Source organism: Mesorhizobium sp., from assembly GCF_965229135.1.
Classification (GTDB): Bacteria; Pseudomonadota; Alphaproteobacteria; order Rhizobiales; family Rhizobiaceae; genus Mesorhizobium.
This window is the reverse complement of sequence record NZ_OZ245860.1, coordinates 2,355,802-2,372,543: the sequence shown is the minus strand read 5'-3', so window position 1 is coordinate 2,372,543 and position 16,742 is coordinate 2,355,802. Positions and strand designations below refer to the sequence as shown.

At 62.2% G+C, this 16,742-nt stretch carries 14 protein-coding genes; 11 read left to right on the top strand and 3 right to left on the bottom strand.

The window, feature by feature from the left end; all coding sequences use genetic code 11:
• The first annotated feature begins 164 nt into the window (after positions 1-164).
• The 5 genes from ACO07C_RS11420 (at position 165) to ACO07C_RS11400 (ending at position 6,541) form a co-directional block, all read left to right on the top strand.
• Positions 165-1,652, top strand: coding sequence for an ATPase domain-containing protein (locus ACO07C_RS11420; RefSeq protein ID WP_421914276.1), 1,488 nt, complete (start codon positions 165-167; stop codon positions 1,650-1,652).
• On the top strand, positions 1,652-2,692 hold the full coding sequence (locus ACO07C_RS11415) for a sensor histidine kinase (protein ID WP_421914275.1): 1,041 nt from the start codon (positions 1,652-1,654) through the stop codon (positions 2,690-2,692). Before ACO07C_RS11420 ends, ACO07C_RS11415 begins: the two co-directional genes overlap by 1 nt.
• Before the next feature lie 92 nt (positions 2,693-2,784).
• Positions 2,785-3,873: a sensor histidine kinase gene (locus tag ACO07C_RS11410; protein ID WP_421914274.1), complete on the top strand. Its 1,089-nt coding sequence runs from the start codon at positions 2,785-2,787 to the stop codon at positions 3,871-3,873.
• Positions 3,874-4,251: 378 nt separating this feature from the next.
• Complete coding sequence (locus tag ACO07C_RS11405; protein WP_421914273.1) at positions 4,252-5,709, top strand: amidohydrolase family protein; 1,458 nt, start codon at positions 4,252-4,254, stop codon at positions 5,707-5,709.
• A 43-nt stretch (positions 5,710-5,752) separates the two neighbouring features.
• The gene (locus ACO07C_RS11400; protein ID WP_421917500.1) at positions 5,753-6,541 is read left to right on the top strand and encodes a hypothetical protein; all 789 of its coding nucleotides are present in this window, start codon (positions 5,753-5,755) and stop codon (positions 6,539-6,541) included.
• A gap of 65 nt (positions 6,542-6,606) precedes the next feature.
• Here the strand turns inward: ACO07C_RS11400 and ACO07C_RS11395 are convergent, their stop codons facing one another.
• From ACO07C_RS11395 to ACO07C_RS11385, 3 genes are read right to left on the bottom strand one after another with little or no spacing between them, the layout of a single operon-like run.
• Complete coding sequence (locus ACO07C_RS11395; RefSeq protein ID WP_421914272.1) at positions 6,607-7,452, bottom strand: TIGR01459 family HAD-type hydrolase; 846 nt, start codon at positions 7,450-7,452, stop codon at positions 6,607-6,609.
• Positions 7,453-7,457: 5 nt separating this feature from the next.
• Positions 7,458-8,732, bottom strand: coding sequence for an FGGY-family carbohydrate kinase (locus tag ACO07C_RS11390; RefSeq protein ID WP_421914271.1), 1,275 nt, complete (start codon positions 8,730-8,732; stop codon positions 7,458-7,460).
• 9 nt (positions 8,733-8,741) lie between these two features.
• Positions 8,742-9,782, bottom strand: a complete 1,041-nt coding sequence (locus tag ACO07C_RS11385; protein WP_421914270.1) for a class II aldolase/adducin family protein — start codon at positions 9,780-9,782, stop codon at positions 8,742-8,744.
• 197 nt (positions 9,783-9,979) lie between these two features.
• On the opposite strand from ACO07C_RS11385, the gene ACO07C_RS11380 reads away from it, so the two are divergent.
• The 6 genes from ACO07C_RS11380 (at position 9,980) to ACO07C_RS11355 (ending at position 16,707) form a co-directional block, all read left to right on the top strand.
• Positions 9,980-10,762, top strand: a complete 783-nt coding sequence (locus ACO07C_RS11380) for a DeoR/GlpR family DNA-binding transcription regulator (RefSeq protein ID WP_421914269.1) — start codon at positions 9,980-9,982, stop codon at positions 10,760-10,762.
• A complete protein-coding gene (locus ACO07C_RS11375; RefSeq protein WP_421914268.1) occupies positions 10,759-12,141 on the top strand; it encodes a carbohydrate kinase in 1,383 nt (460 codons plus the stop codon). Before ACO07C_RS11380 ends, ACO07C_RS11375 begins: the two co-directional genes overlap by 4 nt.
• Entirely contained in the window at positions 12,138-13,679 is a 1,542-nt protein-coding gene (locus ACO07C_RS11370) for a sugar ABC transporter ATP-binding protein (RefSeq protein WP_421914267.1), read from the top strand. The genes ACO07C_RS11375 and ACO07C_RS11370 overlap by 4 nt, the downstream gene beginning before the upstream one ends.
• Positions 13,676-14,677, top strand: a complete 1,002-nt coding sequence (locus tag ACO07C_RS11365; RefSeq protein ID WP_421914266.1) for an ABC transporter permease subunit — start codon at positions 13,676-13,678, stop codon at positions 14,675-14,677. Before ACO07C_RS11370 ends, ACO07C_RS11365 begins: the two co-directional genes overlap by 4 nt.
• 73 nt (positions 14,678-14,750) lie before the next feature.
• Positions 14,751-15,689: an ABC transporter substrate-binding protein gene (locus ACO07C_RS11360; protein ID WP_421914265.1), complete on the top strand. Its 939-nt coding sequence runs from the start codon at positions 14,751-14,753 to the stop codon at positions 15,687-15,689.
• Positions 15,690-15,813: 124 nt separating this feature from the next.
• Entirely contained in the window at positions 15,814-16,707 is an 894-nt protein-coding gene (locus tag ACO07C_RS11355) for a sugar phosphate isomerase/epimerase family protein (RefSeq protein ID WP_421914264.1), read from the top strand.
• Positions 16,708-16,742 lie beyond the last annotated feature (35 nt).

Sequence of the window (16,742 nt, the reverse complement as noted above, 5' to 3'; positions counted from 1 at the left end):
GCGAGCCATTGGATGCCTTTCGTCGAAGGCCATTGCGGGATCGGATGTGGCCTCCATCGTTATGCCGCGTCGAACGCTGGCTTCTCCTCAACCAACGCTTGTGTCTTGTCGGAACCAATGAAAATTCCAGCCGTTACCCTGTCCAGGCAAAGCCAGAGGGGCAAATGGAAACAGATGACGCAGCACCAATCCGTTCGGGCGTTGAAGGTCTCGATTATGTGCTGCGTGGCGGTTATGCCAAGTTTCGATCTCATCTTGTCGAAGGCAGGCCCGGTTCCGGCAAAACCACGCTCGGCCTTCAGTTCTTGATCGAGGGCGCGGCGCGCGGAGAGAGATGCCTTTACATCACATTGTCGGAAAGCAAGCGCGAATTGCTGTCTGTTGCACAGCGGCACGGCTGGGATCTCCATGGGATCGAGATTCTGGAGCTTGTGCCGCCGGAACTCAGCCTTGATCCGTCGCAGTTGCAGACCCTGGTCCATTCATCGGAACTTGAGCTTGGCGAGACCGTACAGGCGGCATTGGCCGAGATCGGACGCCTGAAGCCGGACCGGGTAGTGTTCGACTCGCTGTCGGAAATAAGGTTGCTGTCGCAGGGGTCATTGCGCTATCGCCGCCAGGTCCTGGCGCTCAAGAGTTTCTTTCTTCTCAACCACGCCACCGTGCTGCTGCTTGATGATCTGACAGCAGAGCATGACGACCTCAACCTCCATTCGATCAGCCACGCGGTCATACGCATGGAGCAGTTGATGCCGGTGTATGGCGGCGAACGGAGGCGCCTGCGCGTCATCAAGATGCGGGGCGTGCAAATCCGCGGCGGATTTCACGACTTTGTCATTCGGCCGGGCGGTGTTACCGTGTTTCCTCGGCTAGTCGCGGCCGAGCACGAGAACGAGGAGAATGGATCTCCGGCACTAAGCGGCAACCGGATTGATGCCTTGCTCGGCGGCGGGCTCGACCGGGGGACGAGCACCTTGCTGATGGGGCCTTCCGGTGTTGGCAAATCGACAGTGGCGTGCTCCTATTGCCATGCCGCGCTGGAGCGCGGCGAGCGCGTCCTGGTGCTGCTTTTCGACGAAACCAAGCGGATATTCCTTGCAAGGGCCGCCAGCATCGGAATGGATCTGGATCGTTTCCTTGGCAATGGCATGCTTGTCTTGGAGCAGATCAATCCGGCCGAGGTATCGCCCGGCGAACTGTCGACCCGCATCCAAATCGCCGTCGAGAAACTCGACGCCAGGATCGTCGTCATCGACAGTTTGACCGGTTATCTCAATGCCATGTCGGAAGAGCAGCATCTCGTGCTCCAGATGCACGAAATCCTGACCTATCTGAACCAGAAAGGCGTTGTAACCATCCTGCTTCTGGCCAGTCATGGGCTTATCGGCCAGATGGCCGCCCCCGTCGACATGACGTACCTGTGCGACGCCATCATGCTTTTGCGGTTCTTTGAAAATGGCGGTCGGATCCGGCGTGCGATCTCGGTGGTGAAGAAGCGCGTAGGGCCGCACGAAGACACGATCCGTGAGTTCGGGATTGGAAGTGATGGCATCACGGTGGGCGAACCCCTTGCCCGATTTCGCGGCATCCTCACTGGCGTGCCTTTCTTCGAGGGCCAGCCTTCCGATCTCCTGGATGAGAAGGTGCCCTGATGCCGCCGGAGCCCGCCGCGCTCTTGCTCACCCCGTCGGGGAGGGATGCTGAAATCGCCGCTTCCATTCTGGCGGCAAGTGAGATCGGCTCGCATGCTTGTTCGACACTGGACGAGGCGTTGCCGTTGCTTGACAAGATGCAATGCCTGGTCGTTGCCGAGGAGGCACTGATCAGCGCGGACCGCAGCCAATTTGCCACGTGGTTTCAGAACCAGCCGGCCTGGTCTGATTTCCCGATTATCCTGCTGGCGCTGCGCGGGCAGGAAATTGACAAGCGGCTGGCGTTTCTGGATCGATATCTGATCGTGTTGGAAAGACCCTTTCTAGCATCGAGCCTGGCCAATTCGGTCCGTTCAGCGATACGTGCACGTGCACGCCAGCTCGAGGTCAAATCCTACATCGACCAGATGCGGGAACTCGCTGATAGGCAGCAGTTGCTGATCCGGGAATTGCATCACCGCGTCAAGAACACCTTGGCCAATGTGCGCGCGATGATGGGTGCAACGGCCCGCTCGACCGAAACTGTAGCCGACTTCATACGCGATTTCTCGGCCAGGCTGGTGTCGCTGGCGGACACGCACTCGATGCTTACCGACGATTACTGGCAGACAGCCTCGCTTCACAAACTCCTGGAGAACGAACTGAGGCACTACGAGATACGCGACAAGCCACGCGTCGTGATGGACGGCCCCAATATTGATCTCGTTGCCGACCTGGCTGTGCCGGTAGGCATGGCATTTCACGAGCTTGCCACCAATTCATCGAAGTTTGGCGCGCTCTCGCAGCCGCAAGGAACGATCAAGGTGCGCTGGTCGCTGGCCGATGCCGGCGATCGGCAGCTTGTCCATTTCAACTGGCAGGAGTGTGGTGGACCCGTGGTCGAGCCGCCAAGGCGGCGTGGATTTGGCACCACCTTGTTGGAAAAGGTGGTCGCCATACAATGCGACGCAAAAGTCGAACTGAACTTCGAGCCAGATGGCTTGTGTTTTACAATGACGCTGCCGCTACGCGACACGAGGCTTGTTCCGTCATATTCGTGATCCCGGTGGCAAGGTCGCGTCTCGCTTTGGCAATGGCGGCAGCAGCGCATCGCTGATATTGGTGTCGCCCACTTGCAGCACGGGCGCACCAGATGACATCCGATACAGATAAGGCCGAGGCAGTGGAGCAACTGCTCGATACACCGGATCTTGCCACCGCGCTGGAGAGCGAACAGTTCAAGAAATTCCTCGACCAGATTCCGATCGCCATCGCCGTGTCCGACCTTAGTGCGAATGAGCGTGTCGTTTATGCCAATCCGGAATTCGAGAAGCTTTCAGGACTGGAGGAAGCCAGGCTTGCAAGGGAACACTGGGCGGCGCTGTCGGGCACCGACCTCGACCCGGAGAAGGACCGGCCTCTCTTCAAGGCCGTGGTTGAGGAAACAGATTTCGTCGGAACCTTCCAGCTCGAGCGGGCAGGGGAAAAACCTGCGATCGTCGACGTGTATTCCAACGTCATCGAGGACGACAACGGGAAAGTCTGCTTCAGGCTGGTGGCGTTGGTGGACGTATCGGCCCATGGCGAAAAGCAGGATGGGGGCTCGATGCAGGAGCGCATCCGCGAGAAGGACACGCTGCTGCGCGAGCTTCAGCATCGGGTGAAGAACAATCTGCAGATGATCACGGCGCTGATCCGCCTGGAAACGCGCAACGCCGCCGAGCCGGACCAGAAGCGGTTCGAGCGACTTGCCGGCCGCGTCGACGCTTTGGCCATCCTCTACCAGACGCTGTCTGGCGATGAGCAGAAGGACGAGGTCGATCTCGGCGTCTACCTCAGCCAGATCGCCTCGGCGGTGATGATCTCGCATGCGGTCGAGGGCATCCGCCTCGACATGAAGGTCGACAGCTATCCTGTGTCGATAAACGTTGCCATGCCGACAGGACTGGTGGTGAACGAACTGCTGACCAATTCGTTAAAGCACGCGTTCCGAGGCCGTGACGGCGGCACGATCACCTTGCACAGCATCGTCGATGGCAATGGTTGCCGTATTGTCGTTGCCGATGATGGGGTAGGTCTGCCGGAAGGGGAGACCTGGCCCAGACGCGGCAAGCTCGGCGCGCTTATCGCGCGCTCGCTGACCGAGAACGCAAAGGCGGAGTTCGACGTAAATTCCAGCGCCAAGGAAGGCACGAAGGTTACCATTGTCTTCAAACGCTCGGTTGCCGCCGCAACGAACTGATGCTGCCGCAACATCAGAGCGTGCGTGACAGGCTGCCTTGTGGCTGGCTTGGCGCGGCGGCGGTTTGCTGAACAATCGCCCGCCTGACAGATTGCTGGAAAGCGGTTCAGTTCGCGCGCTGTCGCTTCATCATGGCGCCATACAGGCAAAACGCTTGCTGCTTCGGCCGGCGAACGAGCAAGCAATGCTCGTGGATATCGGCTTGAAGGTACGTATGGCCGCGAACAGAGATTTGTTTGATTCATGTCATCTCTGTTCAAATATCCTGATTGATGGTCGAATACTATCGGGGGACGGGTCTCGACGAAAGTCACATTGGCCGGTTGCTTGATTCTGTTCCGATTGGCATAATCGGCTTTCGAGTGAGGGAGGCCTGTCTTGTCAATTCGTCTTGGCCGGAAGTACCAGCAACTGGCTCATGGTTGGGGCTGTGCCTGCCACAGTCCGCAAGCCCAGCAACTCCTGGCTCGCATCGACAAGGGCCTTTCGCGCCGTTCAGTCCTGAAGGGGCTGGCGGCGAGCCTTTCGGCGCCCGCGCTTGGCGTCGTCAGCCCTGCCTTCGCGCAGAGTGCTTCAAAGCCCGTGCTCCTCAGGAACGTGAACATCTTCGATGGGACGAACGGCAAACTCCTCGAGGGCCAGGGCGTCCTGGTCGAGGGCAATCTCATCAAGGCGATTGTCGCGTCCACGGAGACGGTTCCCGATGCCGACATCATCGACTGCGGTGGCCGCACGCTGATGCCTGGCATGATCGATGCACACTGGCATTCGATCCTGGCCGGCATTTCGCAGATCGTGGCAATGACCGCCGACATCCCGTATGTGCACCTGGTTGCCGCGCAGGAAGCAGAGCGCACGGTGCTACGTGGCTTTACAACTGTCCGGGACGTTGGAGGGCCGTCATTCGCCTTGAAGCGCGCGATCGATGAGGGACGCATCGCGGGCCCCCGCATCTATCCGTCAGGCGCGATGATCACGCAGACGTCCGGGCATGGCGACTTCCGGATGCGAACGGAACTGCCGCGGACGCCGCAGAGCAATCTGAGCGCGGCCGAGCAGGCCGGTATCTCGGCGATCGCTGATGGTGAAGCGGAGGTGCTGCGCCGGGTCCGTGAGCAGCTGATGCTTGGCGCGAGCCAGATCAAGATCATGGGTGGTGGCGGTGTCGCCTCCGCCTACGACCCGATCGACGCGCTCCAGTATACCGAAACAGAGATGAAGGCGGCTGTGCAGGCCGCGGACGACTGGGGCACCTATGTGTGTATCCACGCCTACACCTCGGCCGCCGTTCAGCGTGCGCTTGCGAGCGGCGTGAGATCAATCGAGCATGGCCAGCTAGCCGACGAGGAGACTGCCAAGCGTATCGCCGACGCGGGTGCCTGGTGGAGCATCCAACCGTTCCTCGCCGACGAAGATGCCAATACCTATGCTTCGCCGGAGCAACGCGCACAACAGCAGATGATTGCCGAGGGGACGGCCCGCGCGGTGGAACTCGGGCGCAAGCACAACGTCAAGATGGCTTTGGGGACCGACATATTGTTCAGTCCAAAAGGCACGGCGACACAGGGCAAGCAACTCGCCAAATTCGCCCGATGGTACCACAATGCGGATGTGCTGCGGCTCCTCACCAGCGGCAATGCCGATCTCGCCGGTCTTTCCGGACAGCGCAATCCTTATCCGGCAAAACTTGGACGTATAGAACAAGGCGCCTACGCCGACATTCTTGTGATCGATGGCAATCCGCTTGAGGATATTTCGCTGATCGCCGACCCTGCCCGGAGCTTGAAGCTCATCATGAAGGACGGGCGCATTCACAAGAACACGCTTTCGGCTTGAGGGAGAGGATGTCTTGAAGATCTATGCTGGCATCTTTGTCCTGATAACCTTGTCTGGTGTTCACGCTTCATATGCCGCCGACCCCGTTCTACCCCGGCAGGAAGACCAGGGACCTGCCACGGCGGACCATCCGGATTGGGCCTTGCAGATCACACCTTACATGTGGGCCGCCGGCCTCGACGGAAACATCTCGCCCTTTCGGCGTGCGCCGACGATTGGCATTGAGAAGTCGTTCTCCGATGTCCTGGACGATCTCAACTTCGGCGGCTTTGTCAACATCTGGGGGCGCTATGACCGTTTTGTCGTCTCGGGCGATATCATGTACGTCGATACGACGGACAGTCATGCTTTCGGGCCGTTACCGCCACTCGGACCCGTGCCGCCTGGAACGGTTGTGAACGGCAGCGTCGACACAAGGCAGTTCACCGCGACCCTGCAAGGAGGCTACCGCGTTCTTGACATGCCGGCCTTCACACTCGACGCGTTGGCAGGCGCCCGCTTCTGGCATATCGCCAACGATGTTACGGTCAGTGCCCTGGGTGTTTCCCGCGGTTATGGCGAAAGCTTTGGCTGGGTCGATCCCGTTATCGGCGCTCGTGCCTTCATGCGTCTGACCCAAAAGCTTTCTCTTCAGGCACAAGCGGATATTGGCGGCTTCGGCGCGGGGTCTCGTTTTACCTGGTCTGCCCTGGCAACGGCAAACTATGCCTTCACCGACCGCCTTTCTGTCTCCGCGGGCTACAAGGTGCTCGACGTCAATTACGATCACGGCGGTCATGTCTACGACACGCGCCTGTCCGGGCCGGTCATGGGAGCAACTTGGCGGTTTTAGCTTGAAAGCGCGTCGCCAGCGTGGCGGTCGCCGCGCATGTCCCCACCAAAGCGGAAGCCGACGGTTCACTCGTGCCAGCGAAATGCGTCCAGTGTGTAGTCTGGAAAGGCGCCCAGCCCGCTGAAAAGCGCCGTCAGGTCTTTGCAATTGGCCAAGATCCCTGATGCCACGAGCGTGGTTGCCATCCCGGCGCCATTCCCGCCGGCGATGTCGTGCTCGACGCTGTCGCCGATGCAGACCGCTTTTCCTCTATCCGGGCTACCGGCGAGCGCCAGCGCTGCCTCGAAGATCGGCTGATAGGGCTTGCCGATACGGGTGACGCTGCCGCCCAGTCTTTCATAGAGATCCGCTATCTCGCCGGCGCCGAAGCGCGGCCCCACGGACGTCAGCATGATCCGGTCAGGGTTGGTGCAAAAGCACGGTACGCCCCGCTCCGCCGCGGGCTTGAGCAGCGCGCGATAGTAATCCAACTGGTGACGGTCGCCTTCGCTTGCCGAGATGAGGACGAAATCGGCATCGTTCCCGCTGGCGGTCAAGGTCAAAGGCAAGTCATCGATTGCTGAGCGGTCGCCGTCACGGCTGATCAGCAGACATCTCGTCTCCGGCTTCAGCGCGCCGGAGACCGCCATGTCCTTGAACGAGCGCCACGCCACTTCGCCCGAGGAGACCAGATGATCCCAGCTTCCCGCCTCGAAGCCGAGCGAGAGCAGGCGCCGTTCGTTGGGTTTGGCGCGCTTGCCGGAGTTGGAGATCAGGATGATCGTCTTGCCGGCACGCTTGAGTGACGACAGGGCATGAACCGCGCCAGGATAAGGGTGTTGGCCGTCATGCAGCACGCCGAACTGATCTATCAGGAAAACCTCATAGCGTTGCGCCAGCGCTTCGATGCCTTCGATGGGTTGGACAGACATGGTCCTCACAGGAGTCCTGCCGAGCCTGCACCCTTCAGCGCCAACCGCGCCGTTCCGGCGGCGGCCGCATCCGAAAGCGCCGGCAGGAAATCGACACCGAGCTTGCGTTGCCGGATCGCAGTCCAGGCATGATTTGCCGCGCCGCCCCCAACGCTCCTGACCGATGTCAACTTCGGCGCGCCGAGCTCGGCCAGCCTTCGATAGCCGAGGGCTTCGATAGCGGCGATGCCTTCCAGCATCGCCTTGAGGTATTCGCCGTCATCGGTCGGGCGCGGGGCCATTCGCGGCGACAGGGCAGGATCGGCAATCGGAAAGCGCTCACCCGCGGCGCCGAGCGGGTAGTAGTCGAGGCCAGTCTCGGTTGCCGTATCGATTGTCGCGCTGAGTTCGATGATGCGTGCCAACGAAAAATGCTGAGCCAGCACCTTTCCCCCGGAATTCGAAGCGCCGCCAGCAAGCCACGCATTGCCCAGCCTATGGCTGTAGATGCCGAATCGCGGCGCCGAGATCGGCCGGTCGGAGAGGATCTTGATGGTCAGCGAAGAGCCGAGCGCCGTGACACCTTCGCCCGCGGCCTCGGCCCCTGTCGCCAGGAACGAGGCGCAGCCATCGGTGGTGCCTGCCACCACCAGCACGTCACGCGGCAGTCCGAACTGGTCAGCAATCCCTAGGGAAATCCTCGCCGTGACCTCGCCGGGTTCGACGACGCTCGGCAGCAACTCCGTTCGCATGCCGGTCGCAGCGATCCAGTCTGGCCAGCGGCGGCTTTCGGGATCGTAGCCTGTCTTGAGGCAGTTGTTTTCGTCACTGACGTCGAACCGGCTGGACAGCCGGCCGGCGATCCAGTCCGCCTGGTGCAGCACGGCCGCCACACCTGGCAGGCGCTGGAACCAAAGTGCCTTGGCAAGTCCCGATGTCGCCCCATGCGCCGCACTCGTCTCCGGTGCTTCGCGGGCCACCATGGACAGGATCGTGCCATCGCTGACCTTGTCGTTGTACATCAGCGGCTCCGCCAGCGGTTCGCCCGCGCCGTTCACCGGCAGCACCGTGCCTGAAGTTCCGTCAACGGCGATCGAGCGCACGGCGGCGGGCTCGATCGCCGGCAGCAGCTCCTCAAGCGCCGCGCTGACCGCCGACCACCATATCGACGGTGAGCGCGCATTGTCGCCGAACCCCGCAAGCTGCACAGCGGACTGCGCGGCGATGGAATAGTCCGGACGCATGGCGACGGCGCGCGCTCCAGACGTGCCGATGTCGATGCCAATTGCGAGCGGGATCATGGTCTCCACCTAGATGGCGGCGTTCAGTTTTTGACGATAGCGCTCGGCGTCCCAGTTCATCAGCTGGTCGTTTTCAGCGTCGGTGAGGTAGTTCAGCCGGGCCGTGACGTCGACCCGTGCGGTGACGTCCGCAAGGCAGCGGATCATCGCATCTGCGCTCGCGCCGGCGTCCCCGCGCATGAGCACGCCAAGGCCAGGAAAGAGGATCGCCGCGGGCCGCGTGTCCAGGCGGTGGATCACGTCAGCCACGGCTTCGCCGCTGCGCGCCACGACAGAGCCGTTGCCGAGGAAGATGACGTGGTCCGGATAAAGACTCCCGCCCACGGCCATGCGGCGGCTTTCGGGGTCGATGGCGACAGCGTGCGCCTCGATATCCGCCGGCAAGCGGTAGCCGGTCTCTCCAGCGAGTTTGAGCAACGCCACGATGTCGGGTTGCGCAACCTGGCGCGGCGGCCGTGCGAGAAGCGCGTTCACACGACGCAGCAGCGCCTGGGCTCCGGCAACGGTCTCTGCCGCGACGACAAGGCCGTGATTGCCGAGGATGAGGACGTCGACGCCTGGCCGCAGGCGTTCGGCAATGCCCTGGGCAAGCGGCAATCCTGGCCGAAAATACGGTACGTACGCCCACTCGACACCGCCGAGCCGCCTGGCGGCTTCATCCTCGCAGTCGGTCTGCACCGCAAGCGAAATCGTATCGACGCAGTGAACATGCAAAACGATGCGCTGCGGCATCAACGCATGCACCGTTGTCTCGATCGAGGGACGAAGTTTGCGTGTGTTGAGCGCCTCGATGGCGAAGATCTGCGGCCGATCGGCGGCCGGGTCGCGCCCTTCGACGGCCTTGAGCAGCGAGACCGTGTCCACCGGCACCATGATGTCTTCTGCAAGCGCATCCTTCAGCCATGTTCCGGAGGCCTTGATCCAAAGCGTGTCACCGGCCTTCAGCGATGTGTTGCCGCCGGCGGCCTGCGTCATATGCGGGTCGCGACCAATGGTGGCCGAGAGCGATCGCAACGCCGCCAGTTCCTGCGCATCCGCATGGGTCGCCATGGCCATTCCTTCAAACAGTCCAGCCGTATTCCCACGGCCTTGGATCTCGCCACAGGGACGATTGTTGGTGCTGGTATTGCAGATACGATTGAGTTTCGTCAACAGTGATCTAATTTCGTCATTTGACGCTTGCAATCCAAAAGTCGTTGAGTAAGTTAGATCAAATTCTGCTGTAAAGCGGAGATGGGGAGGAAAAATTGAGCGACACCGGCCGCCAGCGTCAGATCGTCGAGCTGTTGCGCGATCGGCCGTTCGCTTCGGTGCGCGAGTTGCAGGAGCGGCTTGGCGTTTCGGCGGCGACGGTGCGGCGCGATATCGACAGGATCGACGAGGCCGGCGAGGCGAGAAAAGTCTACGGCGGTATTTCGGCGCTCGACGGGGCCCTGCAAGCGGGTGTTGCCTACGCGAGGCCCTTCGACGAGAATCGTGATCTGGCGGTAGAGGCCAAGCTGCAGATCGCTGCTGTCGCGGCAACCATGGTCCGTGACGGCGATGCTGTCATCGTGCACGGCGGTTCGACGTGCTTCCACCTTGGGGTCAAGCTCGCTGATCGCAACATCCGGCTCTATACCAACTCGATGCCGCTCGCGGCCTATCTGAGTGACCACGGTCACTGCAGTCTGACGGTTGCCGGGGGCGACCTGCATCGCGAACCCGGGATCATCCACTCGCCAACCCAAAGCTCGCCGTTCTACGCCTCCAAGTTCTTTCTCGGCGCGCAGGGCCTTGGCCAGGAAGGCGTCCTGGAATCGCATCCTCTCTTGGTCCGCTCGATCGCCGATCTCAGCCTCTGCGCCGACCAGATCGTGGTCCTGGCCGACAGCCGCAAACTGTCGATCCATCCTCGCAATGTCGCGCTACCACTGTCGCGCATCGGCACGCTGGTCACCGATGACGGTTTGTCGGACGTCGATGCCCGCATGCTGGAGGATGCCGGCGTCACGGTGCGGATCGCCTCTCTTTCGGGAGGCGCTCCGTGAAGTTGGCGGTACTTGATTTCGGCAAGACAAATTCGAAGCTTTTCATTTTCGGCCAGGACGGGCGGATTGTCGACGAGCGCCGCACCCAGCCAGGCTGGACGCGTCAAGGCAGCTGCACTGTCCTCGACGAGCCGAGGCTTCACGACTGGGCGGTGCGCGCCGTGGGCGAGGCCGCGGACCTTCATGGCATAGAGGGCCTCATGGTCTCGGGCCATGGCTGCACCTTTGCCTTGATCGGCAAGGATAAGCTTACGCACCCCATCCTGGACTACGAACAGGATCCGCCTGTCGATCTGGCCGCGCGGATCGATCGGCGTATTCCCGATTTCGCCGAAACGTTTTCGCCGCGATTGCCGCTTGGCTTCAACTTCGGCCGCCACATGCTGTGGCTGAAGGAGGTCGAGCCCGAAGCCTTCGAGACCGCCACCTCGATCCTTGGCTACCCGCAGTACTGGAGCTGGCGGTTCGGCGGTCGGCCTGTTTCGGAAGTCTCCTATCTCGGCTGCCATTCGCATTTGTGGGCTCCACGCCGGCGTGATTTTTCCTCATTGGTCGACGCGGAGGGTTGGCGCGGCAAGATGCCATCGTTTGAGCGCGCGGGAACCGTCATCGGCGACGCGCCTTTCGGCGAGGTCACGCGCCGCCCGGTCGCCATTCATAACGGTGTCCACGACAGCAATGCGGCGCTGCATGCCTATCGCAGGCAAGCGCTCGGCTCGGTCACGGTCGTTTCCACCGGCACGTGGGTCATCATCCTCAATCCGGATTGCCCGCTTGACGCGCTCGATCGTCACCGCGACATGCTGGTCAACGTCGATGTCGATGGCGGCCCGGTGCCGACCATTCGGTTCATGGGCGGACGCGAGTTCGATGTCATCAGCGATGGCTGGCAAGGCGCGATCGAGCCGCCCGCGCTCCAGCGCGTCATAGACGCCGGAATGCTGGCGCTGCCGAGCTTTGCGCCCGGCGGCCCGGCGCCCGGGCGATCGGGAACCTTGGTCGGGCCGGTGCCCAACTCCGGCGAACGAGCCGCCGCGGCGCTGCTCTACGTCGCGCTGATGTGTGACCTGTCGCTTGATCTGATCCAGTCGAACAACACGGTGATCGTCGACGGTGGCCTGAACAATGGCGGGCTCCTCGCCAGTCTGCTCGCGCAGCTTCGTCCCGCCCAGGGCTTCTTGCAGGGCGCGACGCTTGAAGGCAGCGCCACCGGGGCCGCCGCGCTTGCCTTTGAAGGGGTGGGGCGCGAATTCGCCGCCGAAGCGCCCGAACCGGTACACGCGGCGCGCATCTCGGGCCTGGCTGGTTATCGCGACCGCTGGCGCGATCTGGTCGAAGGCCTGGCGGTCGCCGAGGCTGCTGCGGGTGGTTCGCGATGAGCGCGGCGATCCAGACGGAGGAGACGCGCAAGCCGGTGCTGGAAATGCGCCATATCTCCAAGACATTTGGGGTGATCCGCGCGTTGCAGGACGTGTCGCTTCGAGTTCACGCCGGTGAAGTCCACGCACTGATGGGTGAGAACGGAGCTGGCAAATCGACCTTGATGAAGGTGCTGTCCGGCGCCTACCGGCCCGATCCCGGCGGCGAAATCCTGATCGATGGCAAGCCTGCAGCGACCGGCGATCCTGTCAAGGCGCGCGCAAGTGGCGTCGCGGTGATTTACCAGGAGCTGTCGCTGGCCCCAAATCTCACGGTGGCGCAGAACATTTTCCTGGGCAACGAACCGCGGCGCTTCGGCATCGTCGACCGCGATCAGTGCAACCGCCGCGCCACGGACATCATCGAGCGGCTTGGCGTTTCCTTTTCGGCGCACGACGCGGTGTCCGGTCTGTCTCTAGGCGAGCGCCAACTGGTCGAGATAGCCCGTGCATTGTCGACCAGCGCCCGCATCATCGTCATGGACGAGCCAACGACCTCGCTGACCTCGCGCGAGACCGACAGGCTTTTCGAGGTCATCGCGACGCTGAAAGCGCAAGGCATCGCCATCATCTACATCAGCCACCGCATGGAGGAAGTGTACCAGCTTGCCGACCGCGTCAGCGTGCTGCGCGACAGCGGCTATGTCGGGACACTGGATCGCGCCGACCTCAACGCGTCACGCCTTGTGTCGATGATGGTCGGGCGCGATCTCTCGGCCTTCTACAAGAAGGACCACCGGGCTCCGGACGGACAGCGCGCGATGGCACTCTCGGTGCGCGGCATGTCGGATGGCCGCCTGTTGAAGAACTGTTCCTTCGACCTGCACAAGGGTGAAGTGCTGGCGCTGGCGGGCCTTGTCGGCTCCGGCCGCACCGAGCTCGCGCGGCTGATCTTCGGCGCCGACAAGAGAACGTCAGGCACGCTTGAACTCGAGGGCAGACCGATCTTGATCGGCTCGCCGCGAGAGGCTCTGGATGCCGGCATCGCTTACCTCACCGAGGATCGCAAGGAACTGGGCCTGTTCCTCGACATGTCGATTTCAGACAATGTCAGCATGGGCGTTCTGGCAAGGGACGCGCATGCGGGAGGCTTCCGTGATTTCGCCGCCGCCGAGAGGCGCGCGGCAAAGGCGGTTGCCGATCTTTCCATACGCACGCGTTCCGTTCAGGCCAATGCCGGTTCGTTGTCGGGCGGAAACCAACAGAAAGTGCTGCTCGCCCGGCTGCTCGAGACAGAGCCCAAGGTCGTCATCCTCGACGAGCCGACCCGTGGCGTCGATGTCGGCGCGAAGTCGGAAATCTACCGCCTGATAGACAACCTGGCCAACAAGGGCATGGCCATCCTGATGATCTCCAGCGAACTGCCGGAGGTGATCGGCGTGGCCGACCGGGTGCTGGTGATGCGCGACGGCGCCATCGCCGGCGAAGTGGCATCCGCGGGGGAGCCGCTCAGCCAGGAAAAGATCATGGAACTTGCAACGGGAGCGGCTCAGCAATGACCGAAACGGCGACCGGGATGACGAATGCGGGCGACCGGACGACCGTCAGGAGCCGTCGGCTGCGCACTGCTTTCGCGGCGCTGGGCATGCTGCCGGTGCTCGTCCTGCTCGCCGCCGGGTTCCAGTTCATCAATCCCCGCTTCCTGACCGAGACCAACCTGTTGATCGTCACTCAGCAATCTTCGATCAACATCGTGTTGGCGGCGGGAATGACCTTCGTCATTCTGACCGGGGGCATCGATCTGTCCGTAGGCGCCATCCTTGCCGCCTCCGCGATGGTCGCGGTGATCGTGTCGCTGGTACCGGAATGGGGACTGCTCGGGGTTCCGGCCGCCATTCTCGTCGGCCTCGGCTTCGGGCTCATCAACGGGCTCCTTATCGCCTACATCAAGTTGCCCCCGTTCATTGTCACGCTTGGTTCGTTGACCGCGGTGCGCGGCATCGCCCGCCTGCTCGGTCAGGACACGACGGTGTTCAACTCGGACCTGCCTTTCGATTTCATCGGCAACGGTTCTCTGTTTGGCATCCCGTGGCTGGTCATCATCGCGCTGTCGGTGGTGGTGCTGTCCTGGCTTGTGTTGAAGCGAACCGTGCTCGGCACCTGGGTCTATGCCGTTGGCGGCAATGCCGAAGCGGCCCGGCTGACCGGCATCAAGGTGCCGCTGGTTCTGCTCTTCGTCTATGGCGTTTCCGGTCTGCTGGCCGGTCTTGGCGGCGCCATGTCGGCGGCCAGGCTCTACGCGGCCAACGGGCTGCAACTCGGGCAGTCCTACGAGCTCGACGCCATCGCGGCCGTCATCCTCGGCGGCACCAGCTTTGTCGGCGGCGTTGGCTCGATCTGGGGAACACTGATCGGCGGACTGATCATCGCGGTGCTCTCCAACGGGCTCATCTTGGCCGGTGTCTCGGACATCTGGCAGTACATCATCAAGGGATTGGTCATCATCGTGGCGGTCGCCCTCGACCGCTACAGGCTCCAGGCAGGAGCAAGGACGTGAGTGACCTTTGTCGCCGGCAACGCCCGGTTTGTGTAACGCACCGTGAGAGGCGCGGGGCAATCGGAGGAAAACAATGAAGACCATCGCTAAACTGCTCTGCGGCGTCGCGCTCGCGTCCGTCGCCATCGCGCCGGCTTCGGCCAAGGACCTGAACAAGGTCGGTATTTCGGTCGGCCTGCTCGGAAATCCGTTCTTCGTCGCCACCATCAAGGGCATCGAGGACTCGGCCAAGAAGATCAATCCGAAGGTCGAGGTTACGTCGGTGTCCGCCGACTACGACCTCAACAAGCAGGTTTCGCAGGTGGATTCGTTCATTGCCGCGGGTGTCGACGTGATCATGCTCAATGCCGTCGACGCCAAGGCGATCGCGCCGGCGGTCAAGAAGGCACAGGCAGCCGGCATCATCGTTGCCGCCTTCGACGTCTCGGCGCCAGGCGCCGATGTCACCGTGATGACCAACAACGTCAAGGCCGGTGAAGAGGCCTGCCAGTATCTCGTCGATCACACCGGCGGCAAGGGCAACTACGTCATCCTCAATGGCCCGGCATCGTCATCGATCCTGGAGCGGGTCAAGGGCTGCAAGAACGTGCTGACGCAGCATCCGGACATCAAGATCCTGTCCGACGACCAGAACGCGGAAGGTTCGCGCGATGGCGGTCTGAAAGTATTCCAGTCGCTGCTCACCCGTTTCGACAAGATCGACGCGGTCTTCGCCATCAACGATCCGACAGCGATCGGTGGCCAGCTCGCGGCCAAGCAGCTCAACCGTTCGGAGTTCATCTTCACCGCCGTCGACGGCGCGCCCGATATCGAGAAGGAGCTGGCATCGGGCACGTCGATGATCAAGGCCTCGGCCTCGCAGGACCCTTACGTGATGGCCGGCCAGTCGCTCACGATGGCGGCTGACCTGCTTGCCGGCAAGAAGCCGGCCGAGCCGGTCGTGCTGCTCGACCCCAAGCTGATCACGGCCGAGAACCTGAAGGACTACAAGGGCTGGACCGCGGCCCGCTAAGCCTCCCAGGGCCGGTGCGGCCGGGAATGCCCGGCCGCACCGATTTATGTTCATTTGAACATTGGATTTATCGAGGGCCGGATAGCCGTGTCTGCCCGATGTTCCGAAACAGCCGGAGACGACGATGTCGCGCATTGGAATCCACTCTTTCGTCTGGTCGGCGAGTTCGGCGCAGGCCGATCTGGAACGGACGTTGGCCAATACCAGGGAGGCCGGCTTCGACCTCATCGAATTCTCCTACCTCGACCCGGCCGATGTCGACATCGCAGGCCTCGCCAAGCGTATTGCCGATCTGGATCTCGGCGTGGCGATCAGCATTGGATTGCCGACCGAGGGCGACATTTCGAGCGCCGACAAGGCGGTTGCCGCGCGCGGCGTCGCGATCCTCAACGAGACCATCGCGCTCACGCGGGACCTAGGCGGCCGCAAGGTCGCCGGTATTTTGTCGACCAGCCATGGACTGCAAGTCGAGGCGCCAACGCGCGATCAATGGAAGCGTAGTGCCGGGACGCTGGCGGCGGCGGCGGAGACGGCCAAGGCTGCTGGTGTCACGCTCAACCTCGAGATCGTCAACCGATTCGAGAGCAACCTGCTGAACACCGCCGCGCAGGGGATGGCCTTCATCGAGGATACGGGGTCCGACAATATCTTCCTGCATCTTGATACCTTTCATATGAATATCGAGGAGGCTGATGTCGGGCTGGCTATCCGCCACGCGGCGGGCAAGATCGGCTATGTCCATATCGGCGAAAGCCATCGTGGCTTCCTTGGTACGGGCAGTATCGACTTCCCGGCGATCTTCGATGCGCTGACGGCCATCGGCTACGGCGACGACCTCAGTTTCGAATCGTTCTCGTCGGAGATCGTCGACGAGAACCTGTCGAAAAAGACCGCCATCTGGCGCAATCTGTGGACTGACAACATGGCGCTCGCCAAGCACGCGCGCACGTTCATCGGGCTTGGAATGGATACGGCGCGGCGCAAGAGCGAGCTTGTCGCGGCGTCTCAGCGCCCCTGACATTACAGCAGCCCTGGCTCTGGCTGTCGCCACAG